The sequence below is a fragment of the Shewanella canadensis genome (assembly GCF_003966225.1).
Classification (GTDB): domain Bacteria; phylum Pseudomonadota; class Gammaproteobacteria; order Enterobacterales; family Shewanellaceae; genus Shewanella; species Shewanella canadensis.
Genome location: NZ_RXNU01000002.1, coordinates 477757 through 499885, shown reverse-complemented (window position 1 = coordinate 499885; position 22129 = coordinate 477757). Strand labels below are relative to the sequence as shown.

18 protein-coding genes, 1 pseudogene and 1 riboswitch are annotated in these 22129 nt (G+C 47.7%); of the genes and pseudogenes, 6 read left to right on the top strand and 13 right to left on the bottom strand.

Annotated features, from left to right (window positions below):
• Positions 1-14 precede the first annotated feature (14 nt).
• The 6 genes and pseudogenes from panB to EKG38_RS05595 form a co-directional block, all read right to left on the bottom strand.
• Positions 15-809 carry a 3-methyl-2-oxobutanoate hydroxymethyltransferase gene (gene panB, locus EKG38_RS05620; RefSeq protein ID WP_126519265.1) on the bottom strand — a complete coding sequence of 265 codons (795 nt, stop codon included), beginning with the start codon at positions 807-809 and terminating at the stop codon, positions 15-17.
• Positions 810-889: 80 nt separating this feature from the next.
• A complete protein-coding gene (gene folK, locus EKG38_RS05615; RefSeq protein WP_126519264.1) occupies positions 890-1381 on the bottom strand; it encodes a 2-amino-4-hydroxy-6-hydroxymethyldihydropteridine diphosphokinase in 492 nt (163 codons plus the stop codon).
• A complete protein-coding gene (gene pcnB / locus EKG38_RS05610) occupies positions 1381-2838 on the bottom strand; it encodes a polynucleotide adenylyltransferase PcnB (RefSeq protein ID WP_185826791.1) in 1458 nt (485 codons plus the stop codon). Before pcnB ends, folK begins: the two co-directional genes overlap by 1 nt.
• Positions 2839-3061: 223 nt before the next feature.
• Positions 3062-3934 (bottom strand): tRNA glutamyl-Q(34) synthetase GluQRS, encoded by an 873-nt coding sequence (gene gluQRS / locus EKG38_RS05605; protein WP_126519263.1) that lies wholly within the window; start codon positions 3932-3934, stop codon positions 3062-3064.
• Between the two features lie 222 nt (positions 3935-4156).
• Positions 4157-4601, bottom strand: a pseudogene (dksA, locus tag EKG38_RS05600) (RNA polymerase-binding protein DksA).
• A 159-nt stretch (positions 4602-4760) separates the two neighbouring features.
• Entirely contained in the window at positions 4761-5519 is a 759-nt protein-coding gene (locus EKG38_RS05595; protein WP_126519262.1) for a DNA/RNA nuclease SfsA, read from the bottom strand.
• A 269-nt stretch (positions 5520-5788) separates the two neighbouring features.
• On the opposite strand from EKG38_RS05595, the gene pepB reads away from it, so the two are divergent.
• The gene (pepB, locus tag EKG38_RS05590) at positions 5789-7066 is read left to right on the top strand and encodes an aminopeptidase PepB (RefSeq protein WP_126519261.1); all 1278 of its coding nucleotides are present in this window, start codon (positions 5789-5791) and stop codon (positions 7064-7066) included.
• Positions 7067-7524: 458 nt separating this feature from the next.
• Here pepB and EKG38_RS05580 read toward each other — a convergent pair whose 3' ends face one another.
• Entirely contained in the window at positions 7525-8193 is a 669-nt protein-coding gene (locus tag EKG38_RS05580; protein ID WP_126519260.1) for a 2'-5' RNA ligase family protein, read from the bottom strand.
• 102 nt (positions 8194-8295) lie between these two features.
• A complete protein-coding gene (locus EKG38_RS25340; protein ID WP_281276946.1) occupies positions 8296-8418 on the bottom strand; it encodes a hypothetical protein in 123 nt (40 codons plus the stop codon).
• Between the two features lie 73 nt (positions 8419-8491).
• On the opposite strand from EKG38_RS25340, the gene hrpB reads away from it, so the two are divergent.
• Both hrpB and mrcB read left to right on the top strand, forming a co-directional pair.
• A complete protein-coding gene (gene hrpB, locus EKG38_RS05575) occupies positions 8492-11068 on the top strand; it encodes an ATP-dependent helicase HrpB (protein WP_126519259.1) in 2577 nt (858 codons plus the stop codon).
• A gap of 156 nt (positions 11069-11224) precedes the next feature.
• Complete coding sequence (gene mrcB, locus EKG38_RS05570; RefSeq protein WP_126519258.1) at positions 11225-13588, top strand: penicillin-binding protein 1B; 2364 nt, start codon at positions 11225-11227, stop codon at positions 13586-13588.
• Positions 13589-13985: 397 nt separating this feature from the next.
• On the opposite strand, the gene EKG38_RS05565 is transcribed toward mrcB, so the two are convergent.
• Complete coding sequence (locus tag EKG38_RS05565; protein ID WP_126519257.1) at positions 13986-14690, bottom strand: hypothetical protein; 705 nt, start codon at positions 14688-14690, stop codon at positions 13986-13988.
• A 144-nt stretch (positions 14691-14834) separates the two neighbouring features.
• Between EKG38_RS05565 and EKG38_RS05560 the strand changes: the two genes are divergently transcribed.
• Positions 14835-15014 carry a hypothetical protein gene (locus EKG38_RS05560; protein ID WP_126519256.1) on the top strand — a complete coding sequence of 60 codons (180 nt, stop codon included), beginning with the start codon at positions 14835-14837 and terminating at the stop codon, positions 15012-15014.
• Positions 15015-15086: 72 nt separating this feature from the next.
• Here EKG38_RS05560 and EKG38_RS05555 read toward each other — a convergent pair whose 3' ends face one another.
• From EKG38_RS05555 to EKG38_RS05540, 4 genes are all read right to left on the bottom strand, one after another.
• Positions 15087-15881, bottom strand: coding sequence for a PepSY-associated TM helix domain-containing protein (locus tag EKG38_RS05555; RefSeq protein WP_126519255.1), 795 nt, complete (start codon positions 15879-15881; stop codon positions 15087-15089).
• A gap of 85 nt (positions 15882-15966) precedes the next feature.
• A complete protein-coding gene (locus EKG38_RS05550) occupies positions 15967-16485 on the bottom strand; it encodes an FMN-binding protein (RefSeq protein ID WP_126519254.1) in 519 nt (172 codons plus the stop codon).
• Positions 16486-16605: 120 nt separating this feature from the next.
• Positions 16606-17781 carry a porin gene (locus EKG38_RS05545; RefSeq protein ID WP_126519253.1) on the bottom strand — a complete coding sequence of 392 codons (1176 nt, stop codon included), beginning with the start codon at positions 17779-17781 and terminating at the stop codon, positions 16606-16608.
• A gap of 268 nt (positions 17782-18049) precedes the next feature.
• Complete coding sequence (locus tag EKG38_RS05540) at positions 18050-20248, bottom strand: TonB-dependent receptor family protein (RefSeq protein ID WP_126519252.1); 2199 nt, start codon at positions 20246-20248, stop codon at positions 18050-18052.
• Positions 20249-20530: 282 nt separating this feature from the next.
• On the opposite strand from EKG38_RS05540, the gene EKG38_RS05535 reads away from it, so the two are divergent.
• Both EKG38_RS05535 and EKG38_RS24885 read left to right on the top strand, forming a co-directional pair.
• Entirely contained in the window at positions 20531-21232 is a 702-nt protein-coding gene (locus EKG38_RS05535) for a DUF3581 domain-containing protein (protein ID WP_126519251.1), read from the top strand.
• 541 nt (positions 21233-21773) lie between these two features.
• Positions 21774-21937: riboswitch (glycine riboswitch) on the top strand.
• Positions 21936-22073 (top strand): hypothetical protein, encoded by a 138-nt coding sequence (locus EKG38_RS24885; protein WP_185826783.1) that lies wholly within the window; start codon positions 21936-21938, stop codon positions 22071-22073. Its footprint overlaps the riboswitch before it by 2 nt.
• The last annotated feature ends 56 nt before the right edge of the window (positions 22074-22129 follow it).

Below are 22129 nucleotides of genomic sequence, written 5' to 3'. Positions count from 1 at the left end.
GAGTAAGCGTGAGATTAGTTAAAAGTGTGGTCGCTGCCAGGGAAGATACCTTGTGCAACTTCGTCGATATAAGCCCGGATAGCCTCGCGGATCTCACCAGTTTGCTTCAGGTAATTCTTTGAGAAACGAGGAATGTAGCCGCTGGAGATCCCCAGCACGTCGTGCATCACTAATATCTGACCATCGGTGTCTGCGCCGGCTCCGATGCCAATTACCGGAATCGTCAATGCTTCACTGATTGTCTTGGCGAGAGGTGCCGGGATACATTCGACAACGAGCAGTTGAGCGCCAGCAGCTTCGATGGCCTTGGCCTCATCGAGGATACGTTGGGCATTATCTGAGTCGCGTCCCTGAACTTTAAACCCACCGAAAACGTGAACCGATTGTGGCGTCAGCCCCAAGTGGGCACAGACGGGAATGCCACGTTCGGTGAGTTTACTGATGGTTTCGAGTAACCAGTGACCGCCTTCAAGCTTGACCATATTGGCGCCAGCTTGCATCAATACGGTGGCATTGGTCATCGCTTGCTCGCTTGTGGCGTAGCTCATAAAAGGCATATCGGCGATAAGCAGGGAGCGCTCGATACCGCGACGTACACAACGTGTATGGTAGGCAATATCTTCGACCGTTACCGGTAGCGTATCATCATGTCCTTGAAGCACCATCCCCATAGAGTCGCCAACGAGCAGTACATCAATTCCTTCACTATCGAAGGCGCTGGCAAAGCTTGCGTCATAAGCTGTGAGTGCAGTGAACTTTTTACCTTCCTGCTTAAATTTGAGCAGGGTAGAGCTAGTTATTTTAGACATAGTGATGATCTTAAATCGATTAATTATATTAGCGCTTAGATAGTGTGCTTTTATATGCCAACACAGAGCCAAATTCAATCTTATCTGACAATTTGTTCTAATTCTGCGGTCAATTCGGCATTTATCAGTCGCTCTAGTCTTGTGCCACAAGGAAGCAAAAGCTGGGGGGCGATATCGGCTAATGGGACTAATACGAAGCTTCGCTGTTTCATTCCATAGTGGGGGATAGTGAGTCTTGGAGAGTCTATGGTTTGATTGTCATACAGGAGAATATCGAGATCTAAGGTTCTTGGACCCCAGCGCTCCAGCCTCACCCGGCCTTGCTCGTTCTCAATTTTCTGCAGTGCATCTAGCAACTCGATAGGTTCGAGTGTCGTATTAAAGCCAACAACGGCATTGACGTAATCGGGCTGTACCACCTCTCCCATAGGAGCGGAACGGTAGTAAGGTGATACTTGAAGTGTCGAATTTGAGGAGCATAAAGCCAGCTCGATAATCGCTTTACAGGCGTTATCGAGCTGAGTCACAGGGTCGGTTAGGTTTGCCCCTAGAGCAACAAAAACTAACGGCATTACTCTGCCGGATTCGTCGTTTTCTTCGATGCAGGCTTACGACGTTTCCGTTGGTTCGAATTACGGTTACGGCTGCCCTTGTTTGCCGAGCGCGCGATGACATTGCGCTGCTCTTCGCCACCTTCGACGAAGCTCTTCCACCATGCGGCAGATTTCGCCACTGAGCCACCTTCGGCGCTCCCTCTCAACAGGAGTAGGTCATAGGCCGCGCGGAATTTAGGATGCTCGATAAATTTAAATGCGCGTGTACCTTGGTTTCGGTCGAACCTAAGTTGTAACTGCCAGATATCTTTTGCCGGAGTGCTGAAACGACGCGGAATACTGATAGTTCGGCATTGCTGTTCCATGACATCACCCATAGCTGCATTATATGCATCATATAGGCTTAGCCCGCTTTCCAGTGCGATATCATCGGCACGTTGACTCAACGGATACCAGAGTATGGCGGCATAGAAGAATGCGGGGGTTACCGTCTTCTCTGCGCGAACTCTCGCATCGGTACTTTCCATAACAGCCTGAAGCATTTTCGCCGCAAAGCCGTCTGGCTCATCCGCTAGTTGTGAATCAACCAGAGGGAACAGTGGCGCAAACAAGCCAAACTCACGCATCATGGTAAAGTTATTTGTTGCCTGGCCGTTGAAGAAGAGTTTGAGTATCTCCTCATACATGCGCGCTGCAGGAATATCTTTCAGCAGTGGAGCCAATTCATGGATAGGGTCAGCCGCACCTTTATCGATAGTCATGTCGAGCTTAGTCGCAAAGCGGACGGCTCTGAGCATACGTACGGGATCTTCACGATAGCGGGTGTTAGGATCGCCGATTAACCTGATGGTTCTCGATTTTAGATCTTCCAGACCGCCGCCATAGCTATGTATAGAGAAGTCACTGATATCGTAATAAAGCGCATTGACGGTGAAGTCCCGACGCTCCGCATCTTCATCTATGGTGCCATAGACATTATCGCGTAGCAGTCGGCCTTCGGCATTGGTTTTTGAAACCTGCTCGACATGTTCAACATGGTGACCACGCAGGGTCGCGACTTCGATGACATCCCGGCCAAAGACAATATGGGCCAGACGGAAGCGTCTACCGACGAGTCGACAGTTACGGAACAGTTTCTTGATCTCTTCCGGCGTGGCATTGGTCACCACATCGAAATCTTTAGGCTGTAGGCCCAACAAGATGTCACGCACACCTCCACCCACGAGATAAGCCTTAAATCCGGACTTATGCAATCGGTATAATACCTTTATGGCATTTTCGCTCATCTGTCTGCGAGATATAGAGTGATCTTGTCTCGGGACAACCTCCAAACTTAGGCCTGTTTGTGTGGTTTCTTCAGCTGTTTGACTGTCATCAAAGAACTGCTTACAGAATTTGCTAATACGGCGAAAAATGGGACACCTCGAACTGGGGACTGAACTGCGATTTAAAATAAGTCGGCTATGATAACTCAAATATGGCTCAATGAGTATACGATTGATCACCATTGACTCACGTAGATTTGAATTTGTTTTGCGATCTTTAATGATTGATCCGATAAAGTCGGCCGAAAGCGCCGAAGAGCTATCAATTATCGACCGCAATATTCGTGGTTTTTGTTTCGTTTTAAGTGTTTCAGTTTGCCGTAATGTGAGCTGAGGAACACTTTTGAGAGGGCGCCCAAGTCACGGTAAGTGTTTAACTGAGAATTATCTCGGTTTGCTTGGGAATGAGCTCGATATCAAATTGTGAGACGGCCTGCTCCAGCATCAGTCTCATCTCTTGTCTGGGCTCGACCTGCGGCTGGCCTAAGAATTGAAGCGCGGCATTCAGGCTCGTCTGTGGCTCAGCTATGTCGATAGCCGGCGCATGGTTCTGCTTCGAAAGCTTCATGCCGGGTGTAGTGCAGACTAAGGGAAGGTGCAGCCAGGTTGGTGGGGTTAAACCAAATAGTGCAAACAGACTCTCCTGTCTGCAGCTGGTCTCTAACAGATCGCAGCCACGAACGACTTCGGTGATCTGTTGAAATGCATCATCCATGACTACGGCCAATTGATAGGCGTAGAGACCATCACTGCGTTTTATAATAAAGTCTTCTTTTGCGAAGGCTTTATCTAAGTGTATCTCACCCATTAATGTGTCTTGAAATTTATCTATGCCGATCGTATTGCGTACTCTGATCGCCCCACTTTCCAGAGGCGTTTCCAGCGCGCCGCAGCGACCATCATAGCTCCCACCCATAGCGTGGATCTGTTTGCGTGTGCATTGACAATAGTAAGCGAGATCGTTGGACATCAGACTATCGAGCCTGGCCTGATAGGCATCGAGACGCTGACTCTGATATAAGACCTCACCGTCCCATTCCAGACCATAAGCGACTAATGTTCGCAAAATGTCATCACTGCTACCCGGCACTTCCCGGGGGGGATCGATATCTTCAATTCGCACCAACCATTGACCCCCCATAGATCGAGCTCGCAGAAAACTGCCTACTGCGGCTACCAGTGAACCGAAGTGAAGCGGACCCGAAGGTGAGGGAGCAAAACGGCCAATGTAAGGGGGATGACTCAAAGCGACGATACCTATAGTTGATAGGTTATAAAACCAGTGAGGATCATAATACGTTTAGGTTGTAGTTAACAAGAAAGATCTATCGGGCTGCTGGCAGGAAAGGTGTGACAAGAAGGTCGTTAATAATTGAGGTGCGCGGTAAAGGGATAAATGAGCAGATAGAGGTAAATAGTAAAGCGGGGCCTGAAACCCCGCTTAACTCATGCAGTGAAGAGAGACGGATTAGCCAGCCATCTGCTTCTCTTTAGATCTCTGCAAGTGTCTTACAGTCGATACATTGATCGGCCGTTGGACGAGCTTCGAGGCGGCGGATACCGATTTCGATGCCACAAGAATCACAGAATCCGAAATCATCTTCTTCAATCTTCTGGAGTGTCTTTTCAATCTTCTTAATCAGCTTACGTTCTCTATCACGAGCACGAAGTTCAAGACTGAACTCCTCTTCCTGTGCTGCACGGTCTACAGGATCCGGGAAGTTAGCCGCTTCATCTTGCATATGGTTAAGAGTGCGATCGACCTCTTCACGCAATTGATTACGCCAAGCGTCCAGAATCGTTCTGAAGTGGTCCAGCTGATCTGCGTTCATATACTCCTCACCAGGCTTTTCCTGGTAAGGTTCTACACCTGCGATAGCGAGCACGCCGAGTTTTTTAGTGCCTTCTGGCATAACCCATCTCCTGTTAATCGTTTGCTTTTTAGGACGCTTGTATTTTAAGGCCGATATCTATATCAGAAACAGATAATCCAAGCAAACTTTTTGTGTCCATTTGACGTTATTCCTTGACTATGTCCCCTATTCTTCATTAATTCAACTTTTAGCTGCTAATTAGAGTTTGACAGGGCAGGATTTAATCAAGCAAGCCCCATTTGGGGACATCTCAGTGCTATAGGCGATAATTTCGACTCCGGCATTATGGGCTTTAGTCAGCAGTGACGCGTAGTCGGGGTCGATATGAGCCGCCGCCTGAACGGAGTCGATACCTGTGTGTTGCACCACAAAAAGCAGTACGCCTCGGTGGCCTGAACTCACCATCTCCATCAGCTCTCTTAAATGCTTCTGACCACGGGTGGTGACGGCATCGGGGAAATAACCTTGCCCCTCTTCGAGTAAGGTACAACTCTTCACTTCGACATAGCAGTTTGGCTTGCCAGGCTCTGTGTCGGGGGAATCGGTGCCTGCGATAGTGGTGTCAGTCAAACCAGCATCGTCGCTGAGTAGAATATCGATGCGACTATTTTCACTGCCGTATTTAACTTCGCGTTTGAGGGCGCTGTAACCGCTCAGTTCGGTGATCACGCCAGCTCTGATAGCGTCCTCTGCCAGCTGATTTGCTCTGCCGGTATTGATCCCTATGATATGCCCCGCATCAGACTCTGCCTGCTCCCAGGTACGCGAGTACTTACGTTTAGGGTTATCAGATGTGGAGAACCACATCTTTTCCCCCGGGAAGAGGCAATTTTTCATGGAACCCGTGTTGGGGCAATGTATGGTGACTTCACTGCCATCGCTAAGTTTAATGTCGGTGAGGAAGCGTTTATAGCGTCTCAGTAAGACGCCCTGTTCGAAAGGGGGAGTGAACTGCATGAGTCAGGTCTGGTCTCATTAAGGAATATCAGATGATAGTTAGACTATCAGCTTATTGGTCCGAGTATGTCTCTTTTGTCTTAAGACTGGTGGAGGTATTTCTACCTGTAGTCGTTTTTTCTCTGGCTAATTTAGCTTAATACTATCAATTGTGACGGCTTTCGGTATCGACTTCTTTGCAGTACACTTCGGACAAAGCAATATCTGGCTATTTAGGTCGCTCGGGTAAGAATCTAATTATAAAAGATGTATAAAAGGAAGGATTAGGCATGACAGAGTTAATGAAAGTGAGCCTTACTAAAGAGGCTCCTGCCGCCCATTGGGGCAAAGCCGATGTGACGTTCCAAAATGACCAGGCGGTTATTCACCTGCAAGGTGGAGATGAGCTAAGACAAATTCAGAAAGCCGCACGTAAACTGCGTAGCCAAGGTATCGCTTCACTTTCATTAGAGGGCGAGTTGTGGGATCTGCATTCTCAATGGGCTTTTGCTCAAGGGTTTGCCACGGCAAAATCTAACCCTGATATCCGTTGGACCGGGGATGAAGCAATGCAGACCGAGCTGGAAAACAGACTCGACAGTGCCAGCTTTGCCCGTCAATTAATCAATGAAACGCCTGAAAATCTTGCGCCTGTGAAGTTGGCAATACTTGCCGCGCATTGGTTATCTGAGATAGGCGGAGATAAGGTGACTTATCGCATCATTGAGGGCGCCGAGCTGCTCGAAGAGAAGTGGGTTGGGATCCATGCCGTTGGTCGTGGAAGTGAGCGGGCACCCGCTATGCTAGAGCTTGATTATAACCCTTTAGGGGATGATGCTCCGGTATCTGTCGCCTTGGTAGGTAAAGGGATCACGTTTGACTCTGGTGGTTATAGCATTAAAGCCTCTGAAGGCATGCTAGGGATGAAATGTGACATGGGTGGCGCGGCCACCGTGACGGCAGCATTGGGGCTTGCGATGAAGCAAGGCTTGAACAAGCGAGTTAAATTGATCCTTTGTTGCGCCGAAAACCTGATCAGTGGTCATGCTTATAAGCTAGGAGACATCTTAACTTACAAGAATGGCGTCTCTGTCGAAGTGGTCAATACTGACGCCGAAGGACGTTTGGTATTAGCGGATGGATTGCAAGCGGCTTCTGAAACGGGTGCCTCTTTAATTATCGATGCGGCCACCTTAACCGGTGCGGCCTTGATGGCTGTGGGAACTAACTACAACGCTATCTTCTCGCCATCGAGCGAAGTGTTGGCGATGGCGCAAGCTAAAGCTGCCGAAGTGTGTGAGCGAGTTTGGCCACTGCCACTGGATCCCTGGCATCGTGAGATGTGTCCATCGGCCTATGCCGATACCGCTAATAGTCGAGCTATGAAGGGCGGCGGTGCCGGTGGAGCGTCTAATGCAGCGGGCTTCCTTTGGCATTTTGTTACGCCTGAGGCTAACTGGTTGCATATGGATCTAGCGTCGGCTTTTGCCGATAGCGCGAATGCACTGTGGGCGGCCGGTGGAACGACACACGGCGTGCTGACTATCGCAGCTTTACTGCAGGATTAAGAAACTAAGCTTAAGGCACTAAGCTTAAGGCACTAAGCTTAAGACTTGCCGCTTCTGAGTAAGCGGTACCTTAACAAAATTAAAAGAGCCGGTGTCTGAAAAGATACCGGCTCTTTTAATGTCAGTATTTGCTTTATTGGTATTTATACCAATCAGTATAAAGATGTGATCGCTCAGCGAGAATTTAGCGCTTCAGAGGCAAGGTCATTAATTGCTCCTGCATAAATGACATTTGCAACATCCATGTTGCTCGCAACGAGTGAAGAACATAGTTATTCTACGTTAAAGCTCGTTAACACCGCATCGGATGCGCTAAAACTCGCCTGTTAGGCGTGTTTTTGACTGCCTACTTCTGTGTTGAATGGCCTCACAAGGGAACAACCATTCCATCATCCATTCGCCTTGAATTAGTTGCCAAAAAACACGCTGAGTAGATCACTTTCTTATACTGATTGGTATTAGTTTAACGTCCAGGAACGCAAGATATGGTATTCGACTCCATCGGCGGTGTTAACTGACTCATAGAGATGCATCTGCTGTGGTGACAGTGTCATCGGGATGAGTGAGCGTTCTATTAACTGGGCTCGCAACAAACCCGTTTGCGGCAGATGACTATCAGGTATCTTCTTTGCTTTTCGAAACAGGGTGATATGGGGAGTGAAAGCAGGTTCACTGCTTTTATTCGGTTTGTCTGTTTTCCCACTGAAAAGACCAGCCTCTCTGGCGGCATATCGGCATCTGTCTACCGCAATTTGCAAATTTTCGTCTTCGGGTTTTCCCGAGAGGCAGAGCACCTGAGGTTTTCGCCACAGCGTAAGCGTATCTAATGCTACATCGAAGGAGGGCCATTGGTTTGCGTTGATGGCGTAGAAGCTGTCCAGTGTTGACTCCAGTTGGGCTTGCATCTCATCGCTGACGGGGCCCAAGAAGGCGAGTGTCATATGAAAATTCTGTTTATTGACGCTGCGACCGACACAGGTGTGATAATGACTAGCAGAGTCTTTGTCGGCATCTCGCCCCTCCAAAGCTCTCTCTTTATCCCCTGCTTCGAAAAGGGCTGCCTGGATCTTGAGCAGTTGTTCGACCTGCTTCCCGTTGGGTGATACGCCTAAAAATAATCTTTTCATATTAGCCGCTCCATCTGAAAGAACTCTCTTGTAAGTTTAATCAGTTATCTGAGACTTAATACCGATTGGTATAATTACTATTTGTGCTTAATTTTAGCAAAATCATATGACTTTTTGGGTGAATGCCATAACCATCTTCGCAGATGGCGCTTCATAGAGTCGATTGTATCTACATTCGCTGGCTTCGGGAAAGGGGCTACATTGGTTACCGAGACCTTGTGTCATCACGCTCCCCAGTAGGGAATTGAATCGTTCAGATGCTTGGGTATAAAGCCCAATCCTAGTACACTGGTTCGCAGTGTGTTATTCAGATGTCATCTCCTTGGAACAGTTACCCGTACATAGTCTGCTCAACCCTCTGCGTAGGGCCTTTGGCCAGCATAATCAAGTGATCCTCGAAGCTCCGACGGGCGCAGGTAAATCTACTGCACTGCCTTTGGCCATGCTCGATTGGGCGGAGATAGAAGGTAAGATATTGATGCTGGAGCCCAGACGGGTGGCGGCCAGGAGTGTGGCTCACTATATTGCGAGTCAACGAGGCTGCGCTATCGGTGAGGAGATAGGCTTCAGGGTCCGAGGGGAATCTCGCAGCAGGGCGACAACTAAGCTGGAGATCGTCACCGAAGGTATTTTGACCCGAATGATCCAGCAAGATCCCGAGTTAGAGGGGATAGGGTTGATCATCTTCGATGAGATCCATGAACGCCACCTGACCACAGATCTCGGTTTAGCGCTGGCCCTTGAGATCCAGGGTTCGTTTCGGGAAGACCTTAAGATTCTAGCCATGTCGGCGACGCTTTCAGGCCTGCCATTGGATAGTGTCATGCCCGAGGCCATCTCCCTGAAGAGCGAGGGGCGCAGCTTTCCTGTCGACATCATTTATAACGCCGTTTCCGCTTCAAAAAACAGATCCCAACATCAGTCCCACTCCCAGTGGATAGAGCATATGGGACGATGCATACTGGACTTGCTCAAGGGCGATAACGCCGCGAGTGAAGGCTCTGATGACTTATCTAACGGCTCACTGCTGGCATTCCTGCCCGGCCAGGGTGAGATCATGCGTCTGCATGACTTTTTAGCTAGCCGACTGGATTTGAATCAATTTTCCCTCTGTCCGCTCTACGGCAATTTACCCGCGAAGGCACAAGACAAAGCCATCGCTGCGGCAGACGATGGTAAACGTAAAATCGTGCTCTCAACCAATGTGGCCGAATCGAGTCTGACCATCGAAGGGATCACCATGGTGGTCGACAGTGGATATAAGCGGCAAGCCCGTTTCAACCCTAAAACGGGTGTGACCAAGCTATCGCTCAAGCGTATCAGTCAGGCCTCTGCTGCCCAGCGTAGCGGTCGTGCGGGGCGTTTGGCTCCGGGGCATTGTCTGCGTCTTTGGAGTCAGGAGGAGCAGGGCCGATTATTAAAGGCCGATGAGCCCGAGATCCTACACACAGATCTCTTACCTATGGTACATGATGGAGCGTGCTGGGGAGTGAAGTCACTCTGTGAACTTCCGCTGTTAACTCAGCCCTCACAGGCAAATGAATCGGTAGCCTGGCAGCTACTACAGATGCTCGACGTGGTCGATGAGCAGAGAAAAATTACGGCTCATGGGCAGCAAGCCTATGAATTGGGCTGCCACCCAAGATTGGCGCATATGCTGCTTAAGGCCAAATCTCTATCGACTGGGACAGGCTCCGATGAACTCACGGGGTTAGCCTGCTTATTGGCCGGTGTTTTAGAGTCTCGCTCCCGCTCACGTCAAGGCACCGATATAGGCAATTATTTAAGAGAGGCCGGTCAGGGAGAGTCAGGGCAGCAGGTACGTCGATGGATGAAGAAGCTTAAGGTGAATATGTCTCTGTCTGAGATTATTGCCGGTGCCGCCAGTTCAGATATCGCTTTCTTGCTCGCGCTAGCGTATCCCGATCGTATCGCTAAAAGTCGGGGAATGTCGGGTTATCAGCTGGCCAATGGTACCGGGGTGATCCTGCCCGATAACGATCCACTCTCTCATGTAGATTGGCTGGTGGTGGCTGATTTTCAGGAAAGTGAAGGCAGAACGTCCGGCCGGGTTTACCTTGCCGCCGAGATTGACAGTGCGGCGTTTAAGGAGCAGCTCTCATTCTTGGTGTCGACCAAAAACTATTGTGGCTGGGATGAGTCGAAAGGACGCTTCTTTGCCGAGACTCAGAAATGCATCGGTCAAATAGTACTGAGCAAGACGGCATCTAAGAAGCCTGAACCGAGTCAGATAAAAGCCGCCATCACCGAACAGATCCTTGCTAAGGGGCTGGGTCTGCTCAATATGGATGATAAGCTGGTGCAGCTACAAAACAGGGTGAAGTTAGCGGCAAAACTCGATAGCGAACATGGCTGGCCCGATATTGACGATGCAAGCTTACTGGCAAATCTGGATGACTGGCTAGGCCCCTATTTAGGCGATGTCCGAAGCTTGTCACAATTGAAGGCCCTTGACTGTTATACTCTTTTGCTCAATTGCCTCGAGTGGGATAAACAGCGTAGGTTGGACTCGTTACTTCCTTGCCACTGGCCGATGGCGACGGGTACGAAGGCGAAGATAACCTATGATGATAGCGGTAGAGCCCTGCTCAATGTAAGACTGCAGGAGGCGCTGGGAATGGCACAGAGCCCGGTTTTGGCCAATGGCAAGCTCACCGTGACGATGGAGTTGCTATCGCCGGCCCGAAGACCCTTGGCGTTAACGGCCGATCTTGCCAGTTTTTGGCAAGGACCCTATGTCGAAGTCAAAAAAGAGATGAAAGGAAGGTATCCAAAACACCTTTGGCCTGATGATCCTGCCAATACCTTACCGACTCGTTTTACCAAGAAAAAGACATTTAATGCAAAGAGCTAGGAGCGTGACTCTTTCACCTGAATGATGGTGAGGTGAGCGTTCGTTATATTGTCATCCCGGAGTCGAGAAATGAAATATCCGGGATCCAGCTTATACCTATTACAAATTACTTAGCGGCTGGGATCTGGCCGCTGAAATCGTTTTACCGGAATAAAGATGACACAGAAAGAGACGACAAAGAGAGCGGCTAAGAAGGCTGCCCCTAAAAAGAGTACGGCTAAAGCCAAGCCTAAAAGTAAAAAGCGCGCATCGAAGAAACCATCATCTCCGGGCTGGGGACGTCGTATCTGGTCGATAAGCTGGAAATGCGGACTTATCGTGATAGCGGCCGTCTTTATCTATGGCATCTACCTGGATCAGATCATCGCCCGCAAATTTGAGGGACAGAAGTGGCATCTGCCCGCACAGGTATTCAGCCGCTCCATGGCCCTCTATCCGGGCGCAGCGGTGAGTCATAACCAGCTCATTGCCGAACTTAAGTTACTCGGTTACCGCAAGGTCGCTAACCCAAGACAGGTTGGCGAGTTTTCGGCCTCGAAAACTAAGGTCGATCTGTGGCGTCGCCCCTTCCTCCATCCACAAGGTTCTCAGGTGGAGCAGAGGGTGATGATCACCTTCGACTCTCAGGGAGTCAGCTCGGTTTCCAGAAACAAAGATCGACGTCAGTTAGCCATTTTCCATCTCGAACCTGTGTTGCTCGACCGTATTCTTACCGGAGATGGTGAAGACAGATTATTTGTACCCGCAGAAAAGATCCCGCAACCGATTATCGATGCCCTTATCTTAGTGGAAGATCGCAGCTTCTATGAACATCATGGCATCAACCCGTTTGCCATAGTCAGGGCATTGATGGTTAACATCAGCGCCGGAAGAACGGTGCAGGGGGGCTCGACCCTGACTCAGCAGTTGGCCAAAAACTTTTTCCTCTCCAGCCAGCGCTCTCTGGTACGAAAAATTCGAGAAGCCTTGATGGCGGTGATTATCGATTTTCGTTATGGCAAAGATGAGATATTAGAAGCCTATCTCAATGAAGTGTATATGGGACAAGATAAGGCTCGTGGTGTACACGGTATGGGGCTGGCCTCTCAGTTCTATTTCGGTCGACCGATTGCCGAACTGACCTTGCCGCAACAGGCCTTTCTGGTGGCGGTGATTAAGGGACCCTCCTATTACAATCCATGGCGCTCCCCTGAGAGAGCACAACAGCGAAGAGATCTGGTCTTGAGGCTGTTGATGGAGGCGGATCAACTCAATGTCGCTCAGTACACGGCGGCGGTCGAATCCCCTCTGGGGCTTCGTAAAGCGGATAAGCCTGTGCATCAGAAGCTACCGGCATTCTTTGCCGTGGTGCAACATGAGTTGGCAAGGCGCTTTGGCAACTCTCTGCTTAAGCAGTCCGGTATAAAGGTCTATACCACGCTAGACCCTATGGCTCAGGAAGCCGCGGAAAAAGCGGTTAAGAAGACCATGGCACGCTTAGGCAAGAGTGATAAATCTCTGCAGGTCGGTATGGTTGTTACCGACAAATACTCGGCCGGTATCGCCGCCATGGTTGGCGACAAAGTGCCGGGTTATAAAGGATTTAATCGCGCTGTCGAAATTCGTCGTCCTATCGGTTCTTTGGTAAAGCCTTTCGTCTATGCCACGGCGCTGAGTCATGGCGATAGATACAATCTGGCGACGCCGATAAAAGATCAACCCATTACACTAAAGAGTGGTCAGGGGAAGAGTTGGTCGCCTAAGAATGTGGATAGGCAGTTCAGGGGGGAAGTCCCTCTGTTAACAGCCTTCAAAAAATCGATCAATGTCCCTACAGTCAATTTAGGCATGAGCATTGGTGTGGGCAGTGTGGCGACCACATTAGATAAGGCGGGTTGGCGGGATAAGATCCCTGAGTACCCCTCTATGTTACTTGGCGCGGTTAATGGTTCTCCCTTGATGGTCGCGCAGGTATTTCAGACCATCGCCGACAACGGTCGTTACCGAAAGCTAAGCTCCATCACTTCGGTGCTGGATATGGATAATAATCCGCTGCCGGCATCGCCCATAACACCGGTTCAGGCACTGGATCCTGCGACTAACTACCTAGTGCAATATGCGATGACACAAGTGGTGGACTCAGGCACCGCCTCCAGACTCGGCAAAGCCTTTCCGCGCACCACGCTGGCAGGCAAGACCGGGACCAGTAACGACTCCCGAGACTCCTGGTTTGCCGGTTTCGACGAACGTAATGTCGCCGCTATCTGGGTTGGCCGTGATGACAATGGTAAGACGAAGCTTTATGGCAGCAGCGGCGCCATGGCCGTGTATCAGGATTTCTTAGGTGACAGGCCACCGATCAGTCTGAGAAGAACGCCGATTCATGGCGTCGTTAACGGTCATTTCGAGCGCACCACCGGCGTAGCCAAACAGGCGGGCTGTGAGAACTCGATTGCACTGCCAGCGCTGGAGTCCAGTTACCACCCGGCAAAGAACTGCGGTGACCCGCTCTCCTGGTGGCAGAAAATCACTGGTGGATAGAAACGGAGGGGGCTTGTCGAATAACAAGCCCTTTAAGTATTTCTGTTTGGTTTCATTTGGCTGAATGCGTATTGGGTTAGCCTTCTGAAGCCTTTTACTTCTAATTTATCTATAGCCTGCGGCTCGCTTAATGTGCAAACACTTCAGTGACACGCCGCAAGCACAATCCCTGTGGGCTCTGCGACAGCTTCCCTGCTGTCGAAGGTCACTGCCGCGTTTACACCTGAGTGTTTATTTCTTCGATTTTGCTTTATTTTCTGACACGATTTTGGACATAAATGTATGGTAACGGCCTGATAAGCACGCCTTGCTAAGTGGCGCATTCGTCGAACTTACAAAGACAATTACACTTTAAACCAAGAATGCCGAGTGTAACTGCGTCCGTTTGAGCAATTTGTTAGGCCTTTTCTCGCAGAGTGTCAGTAACTTCAAATTGAATAACACCATATTCATTTGAACTAATACCTTTTATTAGTACATTACGGATTATGAATCCATTAAAAAAGTTTTTCTCAGTTACGTAGATTGTTTGTAGAACATCGATTGTATTGGATTCTAATTTATTTATGATTTCAAATACATATTTACCTTCGTTTCTTCCACCATATCTTAGAGCCCAGTTATCTATGTTATCATTTGTAATAATAAAAAATTTACCAGTTTTATTTAACGCCCATCTGCGACCTTTTTTAGTTCCTTCCAATTGAACTAATGGCTTATCAGTTATTAAATTTTCATTTTCATCAAGAACAACGCCAATAGTTCCTTTGTAATATTCAGGTGTTGTATAAACGATTAAGTCACCTGACTTACCATCATTATATTTATATGTTCCAGTCCAAGTAGAATTTTGAGGAAATTTTTTGCCTGTAGGAGCATTAACTGTAATTATTTCATTCTTTCCTGTAATGTACCTATTCATTATAAATAATTCATCACCAATAGTCGCAGATAAATATTTTTTATCATTTAAATCTATTGACGATAAATATTGTTCACTGACCACATCTCTTTTAATCGGTTCTTCTAGCTTAGTTGTATACGAGTTATACGTACAACCTTGAAGGATCAAGCAGGAAAACAAAAAAAACACATTTTTCATAATTAACTCTCAAAAATTAAAAGTAGATCATACTTTTAATGCATTTAAAAAGGGCTTAACAGAATATCCAGCCGACTGTCAGCAACTTTTTCGCAGAGCACAACTTATTTACAATAATTTTAGTAACTTATCAGCATGGTTTCTGTGAAGCAACGACCATTTGTTGGCGAAATTGAGAGTTTAGATAATCGAAGAGATAAAATATTCGGTGTAAGTGAGATCGAGGGCTTCGATTTCAGGGATGAAATCGCAGAGCGCCCAGGGATGGGTCTACAGCGTACCGAGAGATTACTTGCACGTAAGCCCGCAGCAAGCGATAGATAACAATGAAGGTACGACCTTCATTGTTTCTATCCAATGCCAAATGAATTAAGACCAATAAAGGATAAAACGAATTTACTTTCGTTTTCTTAGTTTTTTGGGTTTCTGTTGCTGCCAGATATAGATGCCCGAAATGGACATGATGATCAACGCCAGCGCCACCAGATCCATAAACCAGGGACCTAAGCTGCCGAAGAAGCGTCCGCTGTGAATATCCAGCAAGACGCGCTCCCAGGTGAGGTGGCTCGAGCGAGCTTGAAGGGCGATCATTTCACGTTCATTAACGACACTAACCTCAACAAGTGGCTTGCTCCAAGCGATAGGGGCGAGCGTTTGAGTCTGCTCCCACTCGATAAGGTCATCGTCCGCCAAATAGGTCCCATCGCTCGCCTTTAACCAGACCTGCTCATCATAGCCGATAGCTTGGATCCCACGGGGAAGACCCGTCGCAGCATCTTGTTTCTCTAACAATTCGCCCTCTTTCGAGAGCAGGTAGAGGTTGTTACTGTCGACGGCGATCAGCATTCTGCCCAGAGAGAGCATTCCCTTAATCGATGAATCGGCTTCGACGGTGAGTCGATTGTCTATCCAGATAAGGTTATCTGAACTAGCAAGCTTAAGTGGCGATGTTTGGTAGATATTGATTTGGTTGGGCGGGGTGATGCCATAATAATCCAGCAACCATTTTTGCTCCACATGGGCGCTATCGATGGATAGGTGGTTGCTATGATTGATCAGCATGCCGGTCAGAGCCATCAGTAATATGAAGAGCGCGCTGATGACCCCAAGGCTGCGGTGCCAGGGGCGAAGCTGTTTGGTTATTTGAGTTCTGAGACTTTTCTTACGATGATGGTGATGCTTATGAATCATTTAGTTATTCTTATTCTTTATTCTTAATATGGCATAAGCACCATATCGAGGGCATAGGCTGTAAGTTTAAATACCTCTTACGCTTTTAGCCCTTAGTGACATGGTTATCCAACCATAGTGCAATGCGTGATAGTTTGGTCAGAGCCCTGACGGACAGGGTGGCCCCGGTTATCCCGTCGATATGCTGATCGAGTTGAAGATCGTCCCTTAGTTTGGCTGATTTGAATTGATCAGTAAAGAAATCATGTCTTACCTCATCGCCGCGGCTCTCCCGATAGACGAGCACTTTGGTTTGGGCTATCTGCTTATCTTTGATGTGAATAGCGACAGTGATAAGCGACTCTTTACCTATCTCCTCTAATATCCAAACCGTTTCGGCTTCCTGTTGCCAATATCTGAGGCGCATTTTCTTGAATTTATGTGCCAGTATCTGTTCGATAACCTGCTGAGCTTCATCGTCAATCCAAAAGACTTTCGACTTTGGAGTGGGTGCATTAAATGCCTGACTGATAAAATCTTCAGGTTGCTGATAAACACCCTTGGAATGAGCAGTAAAGCTTAGAATCAGAGAGGAGAGGATAAGGAGCACAGAGCTTAGCTTCATAATGGACTCAGTTATTCTTTAAAAATTTTGACTAAGGTAAAGCTGAGAAAGGTGCTAAAGGCAATAGCTGTTAGCACCTGGAACCTAGTATCTAGTACTTAGGTACTCATACTCAGATAATTAGAACTGGTAGCCAACACCCAGGTTGAAACCGTCTGAATCTTTAGCGCCACCGACTTTCTCGTAGTCAGCCTTGAATACTACGTTCTCGTGTAACCAGTAGTTAATACCTACGTTGGTTTGCTCAATTGTAGTGTCGTCGCTGTTACCGGCGTTGTTGTCATACTCGTTGTAGCGAGCAAACAGACCAAAGCTTTCGTTGATGCGGTATGAAGGCTCGATGTACCAACCGTTTTGCTCATCACGACCTAAGGCTTCGGCTTCTTTACCATCGATATCCCACTGTGCATAAAGGGCTTTAACTGTGAAACCCTGTATGCTGTAGATAGCGTGTGCAGTCAGTAACGTTGCAGAAGCTGTGTCTACACCACCTGTGCTTTGAGTCACATCAGACTGATACTGAGCCGTCGCTGCCAGCTCTAAACCTGGAACGCCTGTGTACTTAACGCGAGCCGTGTAAGCAAGATCTGAAGCATCTGCCTTAGCCACTTTTTGACGACCGTTACGGATCTTGTAAGACTCGTCGACTTTCAGGCCAGAGGTAATAGCACCATCGAATGCAAGGCCAGGAGCGGCTTTAACATTAAGTGCTGCACCGGCTTCCCACCAAGTTGCAGGAAGAATGTTTTTCTCAACAGGGTTACGCTCAACACCATAGAATGCTGGTGGCTCATGAGTTTCGTTGATGATGCCGACAGGCATAAGGAACAGACCCGCTTTAGCGGTCAACATCTCGCTGAAGTCATGTTCGATATAGGCTTGCTCAAGTTCAACTTCACCTGGCTGACCATCGCCGGAAATTGAGTGTTCAACTTCAAGCTCAGAGAAGAAACGCGTCTTTTCGCTGAACTCATGGCCGATGAAAAGTACGAAACGGTGGAAATCGATTGATTTCTTATCGTTGCCAGACTTGTTATCGGTAATATTGTTGTAGTGAAGTTCACCATAACCACCGATAGTTGTCGCACTCTTAGACTCTGCAACCTCTTCCACTACATCGGCTGTTCTCTCGACGCGAGTTTCAGTGGCTTCGAGACGACGCTCAAGATCTTGTAGCACCTTTTGCTGCTGCTCGATCACTTTACGTAACTCTTGAGTCTCTTCAGAAGCAAATGCAGTTTGGCTGGCGAAAAGGCCAACGAGTGCGGTTGCTATCAGTGTCTTTTTCATCATCATTTTGTTCCCTGTTGTTATTTTAGGGTTATTAAATTTGGAGCGATTCTAACAACTGATGTTGATAATGCAAACGGTTATCATTTAGTTTCTTGATCGGGATCAACAAGTGTAAATATAAGGTAAATCACTTTGATGCTAGTTTGTATTAATGTTAAGCGTGGTGTTTTCTTTGTTTTACAATGGATTAATCGATTTTAAATAATAAAAAAGGCGAGCTAAGCTCACCTTTTTAAAGATTTAAAAAATTAATTGGTTTTTAAATTTATGGTTAAAACTTGTACGAATATCCAACTGTTACAGTCATTGGCTTGCCCGAAAAGTTTGAACCATGGACTTTCGTGGTGACATATTTCTCGTCAAACAGGTTTTCTGCCGTCAGATAAACCTCCTGAGCTTCGGAGATAAAGTAACGACCCGAAAGATCGACTATGGTTTTGGCTTCGATTAACTCATCTTGGATAATATTGCCCTGACCCGCTGTGGTGCGAATATCATCGGTGAAGCGAGCCGCCAGAGTGAGTTCCCAACTCTCACCAGCCATACCCGCTGATGCAAACAGCATGTTTTCAGGAAGATATGGTAGCTTATCGCCCTCAACTACATCGCCCCAAGGATCGAAGTCGGATTCGAAGCTGTTGGTGAATTCTGCATTGGTGTAGGTATACGCTAACTTGACGGGGAAGTTCACGCTACCCGATGCATTGAACTTGTATCCCAGGCTAAACTCTAGGCCCGATACGTTAACTTCACCGGCATTGTATTGGTTATCCAGGTTTTCGTCGTCACAGCCTTGCGCCGCGGTGCAGTTACCATGCATGTTACTGTAATCACTGTAGAAAACTATCGCTTCGGTGCTGAATTCTCCAGTGTTGAAGCGGGTACCAGCCTCGTAGTTCCAGCTCTCCTCTTCCTGTCTGTCTGCATTTCCCGGTGCGGCAGGAGAGAAGCCTTTCTGAACGCCCGCCAGTACCAGCCAATCACTATTTAGCTGATAGGTTGCTGAGAGTGAAGGCAATATAGCTGAGAAGCTGTTGCTGATATCTTTTTTCGGCTCACCGTCACGTCCGACATTCTCTTTACCCCAGTCGAGGCGATTGGTGGTGACATCTTCATAACGTAGTCCGGCGGTGATATTGAGATTGCCCAGCTGGATTTTATCCTGAACATAGAGGGCGAGGGCGTTAGCACTATCTATTCGGTTTGAATCTGTACCCGGTGTGCCGCTCTCCTTGAGCGTCATGACCTGATTTGCGTTTAAGTCGTAATGATCTGCCCACTGAAATCTGTCCATCTCATCTTCATGGTAACGTGCGCCCAAGGAGAGTTCATGATTATCCAGGTACCAGTTCAGTTCGGTTTGAATGCCCTGTGAAATATAGGCGCGGTTATTGGCTTTAACCCGAACATCGATAGGCTCAGAGGTTGGGTTTTTATCGAAGGCTGAGGCGTTTTCTATCCCGCCTTTGCTCAGGCTGTCACCATCTACTTTATCGGCTTTATACCAGTTACGGCTAAAGTCATTGTGATAGGCCGTGGTGCCTAAAGTTAAATTATCATTGAAATCGATCATATGGTTGATCTGCAGCTGCTTATGTTCGGTATTCATCACATCTTTCTGGGAAGCCGAATAACGGGCATAGGGAGTGGCGGCAAAATCTGCATCTGTTAGCCCCATATAGGTTTCATTCGATGTTTCATCCGAATACTTTATTTTAAATTCCAAAACCTGCTCAAAGTTAGCGTCTTTGTCTGAGCGAATAATCACCTTGGCCAAGGCATCATTCTTGGTAAAGCCTGTGTTACCGCCGACCCCATTTATATCTCTGAAACCATCGGCCTGATAGCGGTATAGATCGACAACTGCCCCCACACGTTCACCCTGTCCACCGGCATAGGCATGAAGCTTTCCGAAACCATCTTGGCCTGCTGCTACGTCGACTTTACCCGCTAAATCCTCTTCGGGGATCTGGCGAGAGAGCATATTGATCACACCGCCAGTGGTACGCGGGCCGTGCTTAACCGTTGAGCTGCCTTTTAGGATCTCCACAGACTGCATTCTGCCTGAGGTCGGAAAGTAATATGCTGCCGGAGAGGCGTAGGGAGCGGGAGCTGCCAATACGCCATCTTCCATTATGGTCACTTTCTCTGAGCGGTTCTGTCCCGTGCCCCTCATGCCTAAGTTAGGACGCAGTCCATAACCATCTTCCTCCTGAATATAGACACCGGGGATCGACGATAGGGTGCGCATAATGTCTGTGTATTTAAAGGTATCCAGCTGAGCCTGAGTGATCTTATGCCCACTTCCCGGGACGGTATTGAGCGGGTTTCGCTTGCCAAAGATACTTATCTGTTCCATCGGACTGGCATGTTCATCGCCTTGAATTTCCTGGGCGAACGATGAGGTTGACAGTGCGGTGAGTAGAGCCGTGGAAAGCAGGCTGAGTGACAAGGTTTTAGGGTTAGGCATAAGATCTCCGTTACGCAATTAATACCAAAGGTAAAATAATCGAAGTCGACTTATTAAACTTGTTAATGAGAGTGGTTATCATTTCTATGCGCATCCTAAGCTGGTTGTATTAAAATTAACTTAAGCTCAGCTTTCTTTACAATTGTTAACTCGTCAGGGCTGTTGCCCAAAGTCTGTATTTGGCTTATAAATTCTTGAGCGTTAAGTCATCGGGTGAGTGTTTAAGGGATTTTGATATAAAATGTGCGGCTATTTTATGCTTCAACAATTATTTGAGTGACTATGTTCCTAACTCCATATTATAAAAAAGAAAATCAATCGGTCTCAATTCTCCCATCTCAGGCGAGTGACTTTGCAAAAATCGTGGCTCAGGATTTTAATCCTATCCATGATGAAGGTGCTAAGCGTTTCTGTGTGCCAGGTGACCTGTTATTTTCTTTGGTGTTAGGGGAATATGGTTTAAGTCAGAAGATGAGCTTTACCTTCGCCGGTATGGTGGGAGATGGAGTGAAGTTGGAGTTCCCAGAGTCAGTCGGCGAGAGCTTTGATGTTCATGATGATAAAGAGAAGCACTATCTGAGTGTTGAACGACAGGGTGATGTGAGAAATTGCGAAGCCCAGATAGAATCCTTTATCCGTAGTTATGTGGCTTTTTCCGGATTGAACTTTATTCATGTGCTTGTGCCTATGATGAAGCAACATCAGGTGATGATAAACCCGGCACGTCCACTGGTTATCTACGAGAGCATGTCATTCGATTTGAATACTCTCGATTTTACCAAAGTGACACTTTCACTGGTTGAACAAGAACTTATCGTCGACGGTAAGCGCGGTAATGTCACCCTGAAGTTTGAGCTACATAGCGGCGATACCTTAGTGGGCACGGGAGTGAAAACCCTGGTCATGAGTGGCCTGCGTCCCTATGAGGCAGATAAAGTGCAAGGTATGTGCGATACCTATGAAGGCCGCAGAACCAGCTTTTAATGTCTGCATGCTGGTCATCCTGAACCCGTTTCAGGATCCAGCCTGAATGCCTGAATGCATTGATTTACCGTCATTCTGAACTCACTCTTTGTAAAGAGCTGAATCCAGACCATGTATCGAAAGTCTTTATCTTATGGCTCGAAACGTTTAAAGATTCGCGGCTAAAGCCGCTCCTACATAAAAGAACTCTGGCCTCTTCCTCGCATCTAGAACCTAGAACCTAGCATCTCGAACCTCGCCCCTCTCTTTCTGTCCAAAAAAAGCACATCTGTCGAATCTAAGGTAAAAGTGTGATCTAACCGACTTGAGCAAAGCATTAGATTGCTGCATTCTGTGCAACCTGCCAAATCTATCGCGATTATTCACGATGCATTTGGCAATCCGTTCGGATGAAGGTAGCAGGAGAGTGGGGAATTGCCCCCACACCGACGAGGCAACTTTGGTTTAGCGCTTTTTATCTCGTACTTTTAATTGAGTACATTTATTTAGTTAAGCCAAATACTCTTTCAGGTGCCAATTGTGATTGGCGTGGACTGTTACTGGACGAGCCTCTGGAGAGATCGTAAACAACTGTTCAAATCTGAATAACTGTATTACGGCGCCGAAGGCGAAAGTGTCACAGTGAATTCGTTCACTGACCAATAGCCAAACTTATCGTTTGGCTATCGACGCGAAACGCTCAGGCAAAAGGACAGAGGAGAGGATGACTGCACAGTCCCTGTCGTTTGTCGTCGTGGGCTATTTTTACCGTTTGGCTGTATTGCCCGGTGAATATGGCTTGCTATTGCGTCCGGCGCGTCGCTCAACAGCCATTTCTTTTCCTCCTCCGTTTATTAATTAAGTAGTAATACCCAAACCACCTCAATATGCAGAATTCAGCAAATCGAGAAGTGACAG